This is a genomic window from uncultured Tenacibaculum sp., assembly GCF_947494125.1.
In the GTDB taxonomy this organism is placed as follows: Bacteria; Bacteroidota; Bacteroidia; order Flavobacteriales; family Flavobacteriaceae; genus Polaribacter.
Window position 1 is genome coordinate 13,047 of sequence record NZ_CANLTU010000019.1, and the last position, 15,922, is coordinate 28,968.

General features: G+C 28.4%; 15 protein-coding genes and 1 pseudogene. 14 read left to right on the forward strand and 2 right to left on the reverse strand.

Features of this window, described 5'->3' with window-relative positions; genetic code table 11:
- The first annotated feature begins 49 nt into the window (after positions 1–49).
- The 3 genes from Q0881_RS17125 to Q0881_RS17135 are packed head-to-tail and all read left to right on the forward strand — an operon-like array spanning position 50 to position 2,361.
- Complete coding sequence (locus tag Q0881_RS17125) at positions 50–466, forward strand: PaaI family thioesterase (RefSeq protein WP_299163022.1); 417 nt, start codon at positions 50–52, stop codon at positions 464–466.
- Positions 467–1,318, forward strand: coding sequence for an alpha/beta hydrolase (locus Q0881_RS17130; protein ID WP_299163025.1), 852 nt, complete (start codon positions 467–469; stop codon positions 1,316–1,318).
- Positions 1,315–2,361 carry a chorismate-binding protein gene (locus Q0881_RS17135; protein WP_299163028.1) on the forward strand — a complete coding sequence of 349 codons (1,047 nt, stop codon included), beginning with the start codon at positions 1,315–1,317 and terminating at the stop codon, positions 2,359–2,361. Before Q0881_RS17130 ends, Q0881_RS17135 begins: the two co-directional genes overlap by 4 nt.
- A 158-nt stretch (positions 2,362–2,519) precedes the next feature.
- Here the strand turns inward: Q0881_RS17135 and Q0881_RS17140 are convergent, their stop codons facing one another.
- Positions 2,520–2,879, reverse strand: a complete 360-nt coding sequence (locus Q0881_RS17140) for a PUR family DNA/RNA-binding protein (RefSeq protein WP_299163036.1) — start codon at positions 2,877–2,879, stop codon at positions 2,520–2,522.
- 81 nt (positions 2,880–2,960) lie between these two features.
- Positions 2,961–4,715, reverse strand: coding sequence for an ABC transporter ATP-binding protein (locus tag Q0881_RS17145; protein ID WP_299163037.1), 1,755 nt, complete (start codon positions 4,713–4,715; stop codon positions 2,961–2,963).
- A gap of 163 nt (positions 4,716–4,878) precedes the next feature.
- On the opposite strand from Q0881_RS17145, the gene Q0881_RS17150 reads away from it, so the two are divergent.
- The 11 genes and pseudogenes from Q0881_RS17150 to Q0881_RS17200 all read left to right on the forward strand — a co-directional run.
- A complete protein-coding gene (locus tag Q0881_RS17150) occupies positions 4,879–5,979 on the forward strand; it encodes a Glu/Leu/Phe/Val dehydrogenase (protein WP_299163038.1) in 1,101 nt (366 codons plus the stop codon).
- A gap of 77 nt (positions 5,980–6,056) precedes the next feature.
- On the forward strand, positions 6,057–6,995 hold the full coding sequence (gene nusB, locus Q0881_RS17155; protein ID WP_299163040.1) for a transcription antitermination factor NusB: 939 nt from the start codon (positions 6,057–6,059) through the stop codon (positions 6,993–6,995).
- Between the two features lie 43 nt (positions 6,996–7,038).
- Positions 7,039–7,506, forward strand: a complete 468-nt coding sequence (locus Q0881_RS17160) for a DUF1573 domain-containing protein (protein WP_299163042.1) — start codon at positions 7,039–7,041, stop codon at positions 7,504–7,506.
- Positions 7,506–7,826: a preprotein translocase subunit YajC gene (gene yajC / locus Q0881_RS17165; RefSeq protein WP_299163043.1), complete on the forward strand. Its 321-nt coding sequence runs from the start codon at positions 7,506–7,508 to the stop codon at positions 7,824–7,826. The genes Q0881_RS17160 and yajC overlap by 1 nt, the downstream gene beginning before the upstream one ends.
- A gap of 78 nt (positions 7,827–7,904) precedes the next feature.
- The gene (locus Q0881_RS17170; RefSeq protein WP_299163045.1) at positions 7,905–8,834 is read left to right on the forward strand and encodes a hypothetical protein; all 930 of its coding nucleotides are present in this window, start codon (positions 7,905–7,907) and stop codon (positions 8,832–8,834) included.
- Positions 8,834–9,424, forward strand: a complete 591-nt coding sequence (coaE, locus tag Q0881_RS17175) for a dephospho-CoA kinase (protein WP_366139572.1) — start codon at positions 8,834–8,836, stop codon at positions 9,422–9,424. The genes Q0881_RS17170 and coaE overlap by 1 nt, the downstream gene beginning before the upstream one ends.
- A gap of 109 nt (positions 9,425–9,533) precedes the next feature.
- Entirely contained in the window at positions 9,534–11,099 is a 1,566-nt protein-coding gene (locus tag Q0881_RS17180) for a HAMP domain-containing sensor histidine kinase (RefSeq protein ID WP_299163047.1), read from the forward strand.
- 12 nt (positions 11,100–11,111) lie between these two features.
- Positions 11,112–11,810: a response regulator transcription factor gene (locus Q0881_RS17185; RefSeq protein WP_299163048.1), complete on the forward strand. Its 699-nt coding sequence runs from the start codon at positions 11,112–11,114 to the stop codon at positions 11,808–11,810.
- A gap of 124 nt (positions 11,811–11,934) precedes the next feature.
- Complete coding sequence (locus Q0881_RS17190) at positions 11,935–12,831, forward strand: ABC transporter ATP-binding protein (protein ID WP_299163049.1); 897 nt, start codon at positions 11,935–11,937, stop codon at positions 12,829–12,831.
- A 20-nt stretch (positions 12,832–12,851) separates the two neighbouring features.
- On the forward strand, positions 12,852–13,700 hold the full coding sequence (locus tag Q0881_RS17195; RefSeq protein ID WP_299163051.1) for an ABC transporter permease: 849 nt from the start codon (positions 12,852–12,854) through the stop codon (positions 13,698–13,700).
- A gap of 51 nt (positions 13,701–13,751) precedes the next feature.
- Positions 13,752–15,922 (forward strand): annotated as a pseudogene (locus Q0881_RS17200) (hypothetical protein); the annotation flags it as partial.

The following is a 15,922-nucleotide window of genomic DNA, read 5'->3' on the forward strand; positions in this document are numbered from 1 at the left end:
ATTTTTAGTAGCCACAAAAATACGTATTTTTGAATGATAATTTAACAAAATGGATAAGCAACAATCTCTCGATATACTTAATGGGTACAATAAGAATACCTTAATGGAAACTTTAGCTATTGAGTTTATAGATTTAGGCGACGATTTTATTACTGCAAAAATGCCTGTAAACACCAAAGTACATCAACCCTATGGTTTGTTACACGGCGGTGCTACAGCTGCTTTGGCAGAAACTGTTGGTAGTTGTGCCTCTGCTTTTTTATTAAAAGATTCTAATAAAATAGTTAAAGGAATTGAATTAAGTATTAATCATTTAAAAAGTAAAAAAGACGGTACTGTTTTTGCCACTGCAAAAGCGATTCATGAAGGGAAAACTACTCATTTATGGGAAGTTAAAATTGTTGATGAAGATGACAACTTAATTTCTTTATGTAAAATAACGAACATTGTTTTAGACAAAAAATAAATGACTCTATTAAAAAAAATATTAAAGATTACTGGAGTTATAATTTTTATAGCTTTTTTAATTATTTACTATTTATTTGCTAGCTTTTCTGCTCCTAAATCTGATGAAAAAATTTTAGGAAGCTTTAAAAATAGTAATAGTAAACCTATAATATCTTACGATAGTTTTAACTCTTATAAGTTTAGAAAACTAACAATACAGAAAGATACAACTTTACCTACTTTAGTATTTGTACACGGAACTATTGGTTCATCCATTGATTTTATTGAATATATGAAAGATAGTTTACTACTAAGTAAAGCTAATATGATTTCATATGATAGAATTGGTTATAATTTTAAAGACTCAAATTCTGTACAAGAAAGTATTACTTTTGAACGTGATATGTTACAACACATCATAAAAAATCTAAACCTTAAGAAAACAATTCTTGTTGGTTATTCTTATGGAGGCCCAATAGCTTTAGCTATAAGAGATAAAATAAATAAAACTATTTTACTTGCTCCTGCTGTTTATAGTAAGGTAGAACCTATGCCATGGGCTGTTAATTTATATAAGTCTAAATTAACCCGATGGTTAATTCCAGATATTTGGAAAGAAGCTTCTAAAGAAAAAATATCCCATAAAAAAGATTTACAAAATTTTGAAAATAATTGGAAATCTTCTCCCAATGAAATTATAAGTATTCACGGTGCTAGCGACTGGATTGTCCCTTATGAAAATTCAACATTTTTACAAAATCAATTTCCAAAAGAACAATTTAAATTAATTACTATAAAAGATGCTGGACATGGTTTTATTTGGAGTAATTTTAAAGAAATTAAACAACAACTACTAAATCAAATAGATTGAATATATTTTCTGAAACAAAAAAAACATTAGAAAAAAAACTTCCTTTTGTTATTTACCGAAAACCAAATACTACTATAATAAAAGCTTGGTTTCAAGAAAATGACAACTTATATACTTCTGAAAATTATACTGAAAGTGGATTTATTTTTGCTCCTTTTGATAATAAAGACATTTCTATTCTACTTCCTAAAAGCAAATCTATTTTTATGCAAGAAGAAGTTGATTTAGAAAATAATACAGTAAAAGAATATAAAAACTATTCTAGTTCCTCTTCTGAAACAATGCATATAGAATTGGTTCAAAAAGGAATTAAAGCTATTGACGACAATTTATTTAAAAAAGTTGTTTTATCTAGAAAAGAAGAAATTAAACTTACTAATTTTAATCCGGTAGAAACACTTCAAAAATTATTAAAAAGTTATCCCACAGCTTTTACTTACTTGTGGTTTCATCCAAAAGTTGGAATGTGGTTAGGTGCAACTCCTGAAACCTTAGTTAAAATTAAAGGTAATAACTTTAAAACAATGTCTTTAGCTGGAACTCAAGTATTCAAAAACACACTAAACGTTACTTGGCAAACAAAAGAAATTGAAGAACAACAATTTGTTACTGATTATATAAATGATAGAATTTCTAACATTTCTAATAATATTAAAATATCTAAGGCAGAAACTATAAAAGCAGGAAAATTATTACACTTACGCTCTGTTATTACTGGAGAAATAAATTCTAAAAATGCTACTTTAATAAAAACTTTACATCCTACTCCTGCTGTTTGCGGTCTACCTTTAGAATCCTCGAAAAAGTTTATTTTAAATAACGAAAACTATAAGAGAACTTTTTATACTGGTTTTTTAGGCGAATTAAATTTAGATAAGAATAATGAAAATACATCTGAGCTTTTTGTAAACCTTAGATGTATGGAAATCAAAAATAATTCGGCTTTTGTCTTTGTAGGTGGAGGCATCACCATAGATAGTAATCCTAAAAGCGAATGGGAAGAAACTATTGCTAAAACTTCAACAATGAGAAAGGTTTTATAAGTTAAAAAACTTTCTTCTAAAATATAAAAACCACCTATTGTAGTTGATTACAATGGTGGTTTTCGTGTGTAAATTGAATTTGAATTGATTTTTTCAGTCTACTATAAAACATAAAACTCTTTTATGTTAAATATAAACTCTAAACAGTTTCTTCTGTCTTAAATATCTTCAAAAGAAACATCTGTAAAGCTCTCTGTAGATGCTTTCTCTTCTATTCCTTCTTCTTTTTTATAATCTTTTTGGTGACGCTCACTAATTACTTCAGATCCTTTTTCATTTACAATAAAATCAGTTGCTTTATTTAACATCTCTTTAAAGTCAGAAAAATCTTCTTTATATAAATAGATTTTATGTTTTTGATAATGAAAAGACCCATCATCATGAGTAAATTTCTTACTTTCTGTCACAGTTAAATAATAATCATCTGCTTTTGTTGACCTAACGTCAAAAAAATACGTTCTTCTCCCTGCTCTTAAAACTTGTGAAAAAATTTCTTCTTGTTCTACTCTCTCGCTCATAATTCGTTTCTTAAATAATAGTTGTTTACTTAAAATTGCTCAACAAAACTAACAAAATATTTGACTTGGCAATACGAAACATTACATTTCTTTTTCTAAAAGTTGTTGTTCATATAATTCTTTATAATATCCTTTCTCTTCTATTAATTGATTATGAACACCTTGCTGAATAATATTTCCTTCATCTAACACTATAATTTTGTCTGCGTTTTTGGCAGACGAAACTCTATGACTTATTATAATTGTTGTTTTATCACTAGATATTTTTTCTAGATTTGATAAGATTTGTTCTTCTGTTTCCGTATCTACTGCAGATAGACAATCGTCGAAAATTAAAATTTTCGGATTCTTAATAATTGCTCTAGCAATAGATGTACGTTGCTTTTGCCCTCCTGATAAAGTAACTCCTCTTTCTCCTAAAATTGTTTTATACCCTTCTTTAAAACCAACAATATTTCCATGGATTACAGCATTTTTAGCTGCTTCTATAATTTCTTCTTCAGATGCATTTTCTTTACCAAACTTAATATTATTTTCTATCGTATCAGAAAATAAAAATGGATCTTGAGGAACAAATCCTACCTTACTTCTAACATCATTTAAATTACAATCTTTTATATTCTTACCATCTATTAACACTTCTCCTCCAGTAACATCATACAAACGAGAAATAAGATTAATTATGGTAGATTTCCCACTACCTGTCTTTCCTAAGATAGCTAATGTTTCTCCTTTATTTATAATAAAACTTACCTTATTTAGCGCTTTAATATGTGTATCATCATAAACTAACGTAACATCCTTAAACTCTATCTCTCCTTCTATTTCTGTAGACGCATCAATTGTATTTTCAATTTCAGGGACTTGTTCTAAGAATTCATTAATTCTTTGCTGAGAAGCTTCAGCTTGCTGTACCATTGAGGTTACCCAACCAACAACTGCAACTGGCCAAGTAAGAATATTTACATACATAACAAAAGCTGCTATAGCTCCAACTTGTATTTCTCCTGCTATATATTGTTTTCCTCCTACATATAATACAATTATATTACTAATTCCAATTAACAATATCATTAATGGAAAAAACAATGCTTGCACCTTATATAAATTAATGTTCTTTTCTTTACTTTGATCTGCAGTCTCATTAAATGACGAAATTACTTCTGACTCAATTGCATAAGATTTCACCACATTAATCCCTGAAAAAAATTCTTGACTAAATGTTGTTAATTTTGATAAATACTGCTGAACAACCGTACTTCTTTTATTTATTTGTCTACTTAAAATAAAAACAGATACTGACAAAACAGGAAAAGGTATCATTGTATACAAAGTAAGCTTAGGTGAAATAGCATACATTTGAGTAAATCCAATAATAAAAGAGATTAACATGTTTAAAGAATACATGATAGCAGGACCAAAATACATACGTACTTTAGATACATCTTCACTAATACGATTCATTAAATCTCCTGTTCTGTTTTTCTTATAAAAATTTATTGATAAGTGTTGATATTGCTGATAAATTTCATTTTTTAAATCAAACTCTATCAAACGAGACATTACAATAATGGTTTGTCTCATTAAAAAAGTAAAAAAACCACCTAATAAAGTTACACCTATAATAAGTAATATGTTATCTAACAAAATAGATTTAACTTCAGATAAACTTGACATTTTACCTAGTTGATAATCTTCTACTACATTTAAAGAATCCCCTACAAAATCTGGAATTTTAAGCGTTAATATTTTAGATAGTACTGTTATAAATACTCCTAAAAGTAATCTCCATTTATATTTTACAAAGTATTTATTAAGGTATTGTAATGCTTTCAATTTTGAATATCTTTTTAATTTAAAAATTAAACTAACAAATGTCTTATTGTTAATAATAACATAATTTAGCCCTCTTTTTTTGCTTATGTTTTGAGGATTTCTTACTTTTGTGCTCGAATTTTTGAGATTCCTAAAACAATCTTGAATAAAAAAACAACTACAAATGACATCAGAAATCATTGATACTAAAGATCTTAAGAACGACCCAGTATTTGGTCAACTTTCTTTCGATAATCACGAACAAATTGTTTTTTGCAACGACGAAGATACAGGTTTAAAAGCAATAATAGGTATTCATAACACAACTTTAGGGCCTGCTTTGGGAGGTACTAGAATGTGGCAATATAAAAGCGAATGGGAAGCTGTTAATGATGTATTACGCTTATCGCGTGGAATGACATATAAATCGGCTATTACAGGATTAAACCTTGGTGGTGGAAAGGCTGTTATTATTGGGGATGCTAAAACCCAAAAGAACGATGCTTTAATGCGTAAATTTGGTGAATATGTTAATTCTTTAAGTGGAAAATACATTACTGCTGAAGATGTTGGAATGGAAACTCGCGATATGGATATTATCCGTGAAGTTACTCCACACGTAACTGGTGTTTCAGAAGCTATTGGTGGCTCTGGTAATCCTTCTCCTGTAACTGCTTATGGAGTTTACATGGGAATGAAAGCTGCAGCTAAATATAGATTTGGCTCTGAAAAATTAGAAGGCAAAAAAGTATTAGTACAAGGTGTTGGTCACGTTGGGGAAACTTTAGTTAAGCATATTACAGATGAAGGTGCTCAGGTTATTTTAAACGACATTAATGAAGCTCGTTTAGAAGAGTTAAGTAAAAAATATGGTGCTAATGTAGTTTTAGGAAATGACATTTACGGATTAGATGTTGATATTTATGCTCCATGTGCCTTAGGTGCTACTGTAAATGACAATAGTATTTCTCAGCTAAAAGCTAAAGTTATTGCTGGTGCAGCAAACAACCAATTAGCAAATGAATTAAAACACGGTAAATTATTAAAAGAAAAAGGAATTGCTTATGCTCCTGACTTCTTAATTAACGCTGGTGGAATTATTAATGTATATGCAGAAGTTGTAGGTTACGACAAGGCTGAAAGCTTAAAAAGAACTGAAAACATCTACAATACAACATTAGAAATTTTCAATTTAGCTGAAAAAGAAAATATCACTTCACATCAAGCTGCATTTAATATTGCGCAATCAAGAATTGATGCTCGTAAAAAAGAGCAAAATAGCTAGATAAAAAACAAAAAAGTTTTACTTTTGCAGAGCGTTAGAAATAATTTCTATCGCTCTTTTTTTTAAAGTTCTTTAAAATGATTAACAGAAGACATATTCGAGTTAAAGTAATGCAATCGGTTTATGCGATGCAACAATCACACAATGATGATTTAATAAAGGAAGAAAAGTTTTTAAAACACAGCATTCAAAAAATGTATGATCTGTATGTTTTAAATCTTCAACTTCTAGTAGAAGTACAAAAATTAGCTCGTAAAAGAATAGAACTTTCTAAAAAGAAAATACTTGCTACTAAAGAGGACTTAAATCCTAATACAAAATTCATCAACAACAAACTTATTAACTTACTTAACGAAAGCGTTAGCTTAGAAGGTTACGTTGAACTTAACAAACTTAATTATTGGGAACTTGATGATGAATATGTAAAAATTCTATTAGATAATCTTCAAAATAGCGACATGTACAAAAAATACATGAGCACTGTAGAAGATTCTTATAATGTAGACAGAGCTTTTATTATTGAGTTTTTTAGAGAAATTATAGCTCCTAACGAAAAGTTAGCAGATTATTTTGAAGATAAAATGATTTCTTGGGTCGATGACATCCCTTTTGTTAACACATGGGTAATCAAATCCTTAAACAAACAAAAACCTCAAAACCCTTTTATCTTAGGAAGCCTTTATAAAGACAATGAGGATAAACTATTTGTCTCTAAATTATTTACAAAAACTATGCTAAACCAGCATAAATACGAAGAAGACATTATAGAAAAGACTCCCAATTGGGAAGCCGATAGAATTGCCGATATAGATATGATAATTATTAAAATGGCAATTACAGAATTCTTACACTTCCCTTCCATACCTAGTAGAGTAAGTATTAATGAATATATAGAGTTAGCAAAAGACTACTCAACAAATAAAAGTGGATATTTTATTAATGGAGTTTTAGACAAATTAGCTAAAGACTATTTAGCATCTGACAAGATGGTTAAAATAGGTAGAGGTTTATTATAATAATTTATTATTTTTACAACGAAATAAAATAAATAATTTTAAAATGAAAAAAATAGCAATAGCAGTAGCGTTTTTTGTTTCAACAGGAATGTTAATTTCTTGTGGACAAGGAAATGCATCATCAAAAGTAAAAAAAGAGAATGTAGAGAACGCTGAAAAAAGAGATACTTCTATTAATTTAGGTGCTCCTGTTGTTTCTTTCGATAAAGAAGAATACGATTTTGGAACAGTAAATGAAGGTGATGTTGTTGAAACTACTTTCATTGTTACAAATACTGGTAAATCAGACTTAGTAATAACTAATGCACAAGCTAGTTGTGGATGTACAGTGCCTGTATGGCCAAAGGCGCCAATTGCACCTGGTAAAACTGGAGATATAAAAGTTAGCTTTAATACTAATGGAAAACCAAATAAACAATCAAAATCTATAACATTATCTACCAATTCTGAAAAAGGAAGAGAAGTTATTAAAATTTCTGGTATGGTAACTCCTAAAAAGAAAACTTTATAATGTTTACAACTATTTTCTTACAAGCAAGTACACAAGAAAGCATTATGAGTATGCTTCCGTTTGTAGCCATGATTGGTGTTTTTTATTTCCTAATTATACGCCCACAAATGAAACGTCAGAAAAAAGAAAAACAATTTCAGACAACTGTTAAAAAGGGAATCAAAGTAATTACTTCTAGCGGTATTCATGGTAAAATTGTTGAAATAAATGACTCTGATAATACTATAATTATTGAAACTGGAGCTGGTAAAATTAAGTTTGAACGCTCAGCTATTTCAATGGAACTTAGTAAAAAATATAATACTACAGACAAAAAATAGTAATTTCATATTTTATAAAAAGTGAGCTAAATAGCTCACTTTTTTGTTTTTTATGTAAATTACATAATATTTTTAATTTTGAAAAAGACTTTTAACATACCTAAGACTTTTTTTGGTTTTTTAATTGCCTCTATTCTATTTTGGCTACTTATAAATTTATCAAAAAAGTATACTTCTATAATAAATATGGAAGTAACATATACCGACCTACCTCAAAAAAAAGTATTACTTAGTTCTCCTTTAAAAAAAATACCTATACTTATTAAAGCGAGTGGTTTTAATCTAATTTCAGCAAAATTAAATAACAAGCCTATTAATTTAAGTCTAGAAAAAATTAATAAAAAAAGTGCTAATGACTACTTTTTCTTATCAAAAAATGTATTTCAAGAAATTCAAAATCAATTAAAATCAGGAATAGAGCTAATTCAAATTCAAAAAGATAGTATCACCTTAAAAATTGGGGCATTAGACTCTAAAAAAATTCCTTTAAAATCTGACTTAGACATTTCATTCCAAATTGGATACGATTTTTCAAAACCCACAACCATTCAACCTGACAGCATATTAATTTCTGGTGATAAAACACTTTTAAAAAATATTAACTACTTAATGTTAGAAAAAGTTAGTTTAGAGAATATTTCTAAAAATAAAAATATTCAATCTCTTATAATATTTCCAAAAGAAGGGAAAATTAAAACTAATCTCACATCAGCTAATGTGAATATTTTTGTTGATAAATTCACAGAAGGCGAAATTGAAATCCCTGTATTGGTTAAAAACGCTCCAAAAGGAATAAATATTTATCCCAAAAAGGTGAAATTAATTTATAAAGTAAGTTTAAATAATTTTAATAAAATTACACCTGAGTTATTTAAAGTAGAATGCGATTACCAGCAAATAGAAAATAATGGTACAAATTATCTTACTCCTAAACTAATTACTTCATCAGATTTAGTATCTTCAATAAGATTAACCCCAAGTAAAATAGATTTTTTAATTCATAAATAATGGTTGTAGGCATAACAGGAGGTATAGGTAGTGGAAAATCAACTATTTTAAAAATGTTTTCAGAATTTGAAAATATTACTGTTTACATTGCTGATGAAGAGGCTAAAAAATTAATGAACTCTTCTAATAAAATTAAATCTCAACTAATTAACGAGTTTGGCAAAGAAACTTACGTCAACAACCAATTAAATAGAGAACATTTGGCTAGTATTGTTTTTAAAAACAAAGAAAAACTGGCTCTTTTAAATGCTATAGTTCACCCAGTTGTTAATGAACATTTACAAAATTTCATCATTCAAAATTCAGGAAAAGAATATATCCTTTACGAAAATGCTATTCTTTTTGAAAATGGAAGTAATGTTATTTGCGACAAAATAATTACTGTTACCGCTCCTGAAAAAACTAGAATTGAGCGTGTTTTAAAAAGAGATAACTCAAATATAGAGTCTGTAAAAAATAGAATAAAAAATCAGTGGAGTCAAACAAAAAAAACACTACAGTCTCATTATGTAATTGAGAACTTGACACTTACCAATAGTAAAGCTCAAGTATTAACAATTCATAATAATTTAACAAAAAAACACAAGTAACTTACGTTTTATTAATAGTTTTTCTTAAATTTATCTTAATTTTGCACAAACTTTGTTAATCTAAGTTAAAAGAAAACATCCCTTCACTTTATTGATTTATTTTTGAATAATGGGTAAGAAAATTTTTATTCTTATTGTTGTTTTAATGAGTATTTCTTTAATAGGAATTATCTCTGTTCAAGTATATTGGATTAAAGATGCTATTAGAAATAAACAACAACAATTTGACAACAATGTAATTATTGCTTTAGCTGGTACATCTGAAAGTATAAAAGACAGAGAGTACACTGAATTTGTTCAAAATAGTAAAAATTTTTTTGAGAGTAATAAATTTAGAACAGATGCAGAAATAAAGACTTTTTTATTTCAACAAATAGATACTACCAATAAGAAAAAGTTTTCTTTTGGAAGTACTATTTTGGAGGAGAACTTTAAAATACCGGGCGATTTTGTTAACAATGATTCTATTATTGTAAAACGTTATACAGGTAAAGATGATATTTATTTTTCTCAAGTTTTAAAATCACAAAACAAAGATTTTAGATCTTCAAATGTTGAAAGTCAATTTTCTACTTTTAAGTATTATGACAATTGGAACAAACAACAATTAGAATATGTATTTCGTGAGAGCAAAAGGATATACCCTATAAATCAACGTATAAGTAACAAAGAGTTAAACGAAACTATCAAATATGAATTAGCAAGAATGAATATAACTCAAGATTTTAAATATTGTGTATACGAAGATGGTTTTGCTACACAATTAAAATCAGGTTATTTTAATATTAAATCTAGTGATACTAGTTATCCACTTTTTGAAGATGAAGAAGGTAATAGTAAATATAAACTATATATAAGATTTCCTAACGAACGTAAAAACCTATTATCTGGGATGATGAAAATCTTAGGATTATCTTTACTTTTTATAGGTATTATTATTGCTGCATTTTCAGCGTCATTGTATCAATTAATTCGTCAAAAAAAGATATCTGAAATTAAAACAGATTTCATTAATAATATGACACATGAGTTTAAAACACCTATAGCCACTATTAATTTAGCTTTAGATGCTATTAAAAACCCAAAAATCATATCCGATGAAGATAAAGTAAAACGTTATGTTCAAATGATACGTGATGAGAATAAGCGTATGCATGGACAAGTAGAAAACGTACTGCGAATTTCTAGATTAGAAAAAAATCAATTGGAAATTAGTAAGGATGCAGTTGATATGCACGACATTATTGAAGAAGCTATTGAACACATACAGCTATTAATTGATGATAAAAAAGGAAGCATAACAACTCATTTCATGGCTATTTCTACGGAAATATTAGGAAATCAGTTTCACTTAACAAATGTTGCTGTTAATATGCTTGAAAACGCTTTAAAATATTCAGAAAGCGCTCCTAAAATTGATATATATACAGAAAGTACAAATAAATACTTTATCTTTAAGATAAAAGATGAGGGAATAGGAATGAGTAGAAATGCTCAAAAATATGTTTTCAATAAATTTTATAGAGAACATAAAGGAAATATTCACAACGTAAAAGGTCATGGTTTAGGGTTAGCCTATGTTAAAGAAATCATAGATAGCCATCAAGGAACCATCCACGTTGAGAGTGAAAAAGGCAAAGGAAGCTTGTTTACGGTTAAATTACCATTAATATAAATTTAAAATAAAATGGGGAGTAAAAAAATACTATTAGTAGAAGACGATCCAAATTTCGGAACAGTACTTAAAGATTATTTAGCATTAAATGACTATAATGTTACACATGCTAAAGACGGAATAGACGGATTAATCATGTTTAAAAATGCAGAATATGATTTATGTATTTTAGATGTAATGATGCCTCGAAAAGATGGATTTTCATTAGCTCAAGATATTCGTACAACAAATAAAGAAATTCCAATTATTTTTTTAACAGCTAAAACATTAAAAGAAGATGTTTTAAGAGGTTATCAGGTTGGTGCTGATGATTATTTAAATAAACCTTTTGACTCAGAAGTTTTATTACATAAAATCAAAGCTATTTTACAACGAAAAGAAAATGAAAAATCAAACGAGACTGATGAATTTGAATTTAAAATAGGTGGTTTTGATTTTAATTCTAAATTACGTCACTTAACTCTTAATGATGGAGAAACTCAAAAGCTTTCACCTAAAGAAAGTAAATTATTAAGAATGCTAGCTATTCATAAAAATGATTTAATGCCTCGTGAACTAGCCTTAACAAAAATATGGAGAGACGATAATTATTTCACTTCTCGTAGTATGGATGTATATATTGCTAAGCTTCGAAAGTATTTAAAAACTGATGAGAATGTTGAGATTTTAAACATTCATGGTGAAGGTTTTAGATTAATTGACAAATCATAAAAAGAACCTTAAAGAATAAAAAAGAAAAGACTTCCTAATATTAGGAAGTCTTTTCTTTTTTTATAAATTGTAACAATAATTCTATTAAGTCGTCAAATACATATAATCAACAAAATCAAAGAATTTGGAAACAATTTTATCTATAAAAAACCTTGATAAAAAATACGGAAAAGTCCATGCTGTTAACAACCTTTCTTTTGAAATTCAGAAAGGGAATGTTTATGGTATCTTAGGACCTAATGGGAGTGGGAAATCAACTACCTTAGGTATTATTTTAAACGTAGTTAATAAAACTTCTGGAGAATTTAGTTGGTTTGATGGTAAACTATCAACACATGAAGCTTTAAAAAAAGTAGGAGCAATTATTGAGCGTCCTAATTTTTACCCCTACATGTCTGCTGTTCAAAACCTACAATTAATTTGTAAGATTAAAGGCGTTTCATCTGATAAAATTGAAGAAAAGCTAAAAGTTGTAAATCTTTTTGATAGAAAAGACAGCAAGTTTAAAACTTATTCATTAGGTATGAAACAACGATTAGCTATTGCTTCTGCTCTATTAAATGATCCTGAAATTTTAATTTTAGACGAGCCAACTAATGGCCTAGATCCACAAGGAATTCATGAGATTCGTCAAATTATAAAAGAAATTGCTAAAAATGGAACCACAATACTTCTAGCCTCTCACCTACTTGATGAAGTTGAAAAAGTTTGTTCTCATGTTCTAATTATTAGAAATGGAGTAAAACTTTATAGCGGTAAAGTTGATGAAATGAATACTACAAATGGTTTTTTTGAATTAAATTCAGAAAACAATAAAAATTTAATTAGTTTACTAAATAATCATCCTTCGATTGGTAACATAAAAGAAGAAAACGGTAATATTATTGCTTTATTAACTAATGAACTATCTTCTATTGAAATTAATAAATTTCTTTTTGAAAACAATATTACTTTATCTCATTTAGTAAAAAGAAAACCAAGCTTAGAGCAACAGTTTTTAGATTTAACAAACAATAACTAATTCAACTACAACTCCTTACCATGTTACGACTTTTATATATAGAATTTCATAAATTAAAACACAATAGAGCTAGTAAAGTTCTTTCAATTATATATTTCGCCTTATTAACATCTATAGCCTTAATTGCTGCTATTAAATTTGACATTGGCCCTATAAAATTTCATTTAGCCGAGCAAGGTATTTTTAATTTCCCATACATCTGGCATTTTAACACCTACATGGCCGCTATTTTTAAATTTTTCTTATTACTGGTTATTGTTTCTATGATGGCTAACGAATACAGTTATAAAACACTAAAACAAAACCTTATCGACGGTTTAAGTAAAAAAGAATTCATTTTATCTAAATTTTATACTGTTATTGTTTTTGCTGCTGTTTCAACATTATTTGTTTTCATAGTTTCTTTAATACTTGGAGCTATATATTCAGATTTCAATGAATTATCTATAATTTTCTCTGATTTAAGTTACTTGTTTGCTTTCTTCATTAAACTAGTAGGTTTCTTTTCTTTCGGTTTATTCTTAGGTATTCTAATAAAAAGATCAGCTTTTGCTGTAGCTGCCATGATAGTTTGGCTAATTGTTGAAAGTATTTTAAAAGGTTATTTATACTGGACCTTCAAAGATTTAAAAACTAGTACAGATGAGGCTGTAAACTCTATTTTACAATTTTTCCCTTTAGAAGCCATGGCTAATCTAATTAAAGAGCCTTTTACAAGATTAGGTGCCGTTAGATCAGTTGCTAATCAAATTGGTGAAAATTTTGCTAAAGATTATTCCGTAAGCTTTGTAAACATTTTAATTGTTTTAGTTTGGACATTTATTTTTATATATGCTTCATATTTTTTGTTAAAAAAACGAGATTTATAATGGGTTTTAAGTAGTTTAGCTGTTCTATATTAGCAAAAATTACTTAAAAGAATGAAAAAACCATTACTACTACTCTTATTTTTAATTTCAATATCAGTATTTTCTCAAAAAGAAGCAAATTTTTGGTATTTCGGAAATAACGCTGCTCTGGATTTTAATTCTGGAGTACCAGTACCTGTAAGTAATAGTGAACTAAGTACAACAGAAGGTTGTTCATCATTTTCAAATGCTAAAGGAGAGTTGTTATTTTATGTTGGTGCTCCGACACCTAATGCCAGAAACCTAACTATCTGGAACAGAGATAATGTTCCAATGCCTTTTTCTGACGTTACTAGTGGTGGACAAACTTTAAAAGGAGATTCTTCAAGTTCTCAATCCGCTTTAACTGTCCCTGCTCCAACAAAAGATGATATTTATTACCTTTTTACTGTTGGAGCTACAATAGGAGCAGCTGGAGAACATGGTTTTTGGTATTATACTGTTGATATGACTAAAGATGGTGGCTTTGGCGATATAGTTAATGGTCCTATAGAGCTACATACTCCAACTTTAAAAGATCAATGGAGTGAAAAAGTAACAGCTGTAAGAGCAAATGCTTGTAATACTTTTTGGGTAATTTCATTTGCTACTGGTAATACTTTTTTTGCGTACAAAGTAGATAAGAACGGTGTTGATAAAGCAAATCCTGTCATTTCCACGATCAATGGATTGTCTGTAAATGATCCTAGAGGTTACTTAAAAGTATCTCCAGATGGGACTAAACTTGCTTTAGCTAATATGACTAGTGGTGCTCATTTATTCAATTTTGATGATAAAACAGGGAGAGTTACTAATTACAATAATGAAACTACTCCACAAGTAATAAGAACCAATATTAGTAGTGCTTATGGTATTGAGTTTTCTACCTCTAGTAGAAGAATGTATGTATCTACTGGGGAGTTTATGAACGCTACAGAAAATCTATATCAATTTGATGTTACAAAAAAAACAATGAATGAAGTTAATAATTCAAGGTTTACTGTACATTCATATTTTAATGCAAGAGGTGCTTTACAGTTAGGCCCAGATAATAAAATTTATTGGACTAGTCATCAAAATAATAGAATAAGCGTTATAAATAAACCCGAAGAGTTAGGAGCTGCTTGTGATTACTCTCATCAATCAGTTTCTTTAGGAGGAGCTATAGCTACTCAAGGATTACCTCCTTTTTTATCTTCATTATTATTACCTATAGAAATTACTGATAGTTCTACTGGGAAAATTTTAAATAATATAACTGAACAAAATTGTATTGGAGAATCTTTAACAGTTACTCCAGAAAGTATAACAGCACAACCTGGCTCAACTATTGACTATGAATGGTATTTCAATAGTGGTACTACCCCTATAGCCACAACTAGCAATTTAGTTTTACCAAGTTTAATTCTCGCTAATGCCGGTGACTATAAATTAAAAGTTAGTTTAACAGATAATTGTGGTAATGCAACTACTTTAGAAGGTGTTTTTAAACTAGAAGTTTACCAAGCCACATCTGCTACACAACCAAATGATATTTTCTTTTGTGATGTAGACAATGATGGTTTTAATACTTTTGATTTACAGACTTCTGTTACTCCTCAAGTATTAAATGGACAAAGTAATACTATTTACGAAGTAAAATACTTTCTTTCTCAAGCTGATGCTAACACAAACAATAACGATATATCAAATCCTTATACAAACCCAACAGCTTTTAGTAATCAAACTATTTATGCTAGAATGCATAATATATCTGCTCCAAATGCTTGTTATGATACTAAATCTTTCAAATTAGTTGTTACGGGCAACCCAATCCCACAAACACCAGTAGACTATGAAGAATGTGATGATGCAGCAAATGGTGGAGATACAGATGGATTTTTTAATAGTTTCCTATTAAATACAAAAGACAACGAAATTTTAGGAGCACTATCTACTACTATATATGAAGTATCATATCATACAACATTAGCAGGGGCTAATACAGATAAAAATACAGATGTTATTGATAAGAATACTCCGTATAGAAATAACACCATAAATTCTCAAACAATTTATGTTAGAGTTGAAAACAAAAATAATGCAGCTTGTAATGATACTTCTAAATCTTTTAATTTAGTAGTAAACCCTTTACCAGTTATTGTTAATGATCCTGTAATTATTAGGCATTGTGATACAGATGCAGATTTAAACACAAACATTAA

Excerpts from the sequence above, each read along its gene's own strand:
- Q0881_RS17125 (WP_299163022.1), top strand. The coding sequence starts at position 50 with ATGGATAAGCAACAATCTCTCGATATACTTAATGGGTACAATAAGAAT.
- Q0881_RS17130 (WP_299163025.1), top strand. The coding sequence starts at position 467 with ATGACTCTATTAAAAAAAATATTAAAGATTACTGGAGTTATAATTTTT.
- Q0881_RS17140 (WP_299163036.1), bottom strand. The coding sequence starts at position 2,879 with ATGAGCGAGAGAGTAGAACAAGAAGAAATTTTTTCACAAGTTTTAAGA.
- Q0881_RS17150 (WP_299163038.1), top strand. The coding sequence starts at position 4,879 with ATGACATCAGAAATCATTGATACTAAAGATCTTAAGAACGACCCAGTA.
- nusB (WP_299163040.1), top strand. The coding sequence starts at position 6,057 with ATGATTAACAGAAGACATATTCGAGTTAAAGTAATGCAATCGGTTTAT.
- Q0881_RS17160 (WP_299163042.1), top strand. The coding sequence starts at position 7,039 with ATGAAAAAAATAGCAATAGCAGTAGCGTTTTTTGTTTCAACAGGAATG.
- yajC (WP_299163043.1), top strand. The coding sequence starts at position 7,506 with ATGTTTACAACTATTTTCTTACAAGCAAGTACACAAGAAAGCATTATG.
- coaE (WP_366139572.1), top strand. The coding sequence starts at position 8,834 with ATGGTTGTAGGCATAACAGGAGGTATAGGTAGTGGAAAATCAACTATT.
- Q0881_RS17180 (WP_299163047.1), top strand. The coding sequence starts at position 9,534 with ATGGGTAAGAAAATTTTTATTCTTATTGTTGTTTTAATGAGTATTTCT.
- Q0881_RS17185 (WP_299163048.1), top strand. The coding sequence starts at position 11,112 with ATGGGGAGTAAAAAAATACTATTAGTAGAAGACGATCCAAATTTCGGA.
- Q0881_RS17195 (WP_299163051.1), top strand. The coding sequence starts at position 12,852 with ATGTTACGACTTTTATATATAGAATTTCATAAATTAAAACACAATAGA.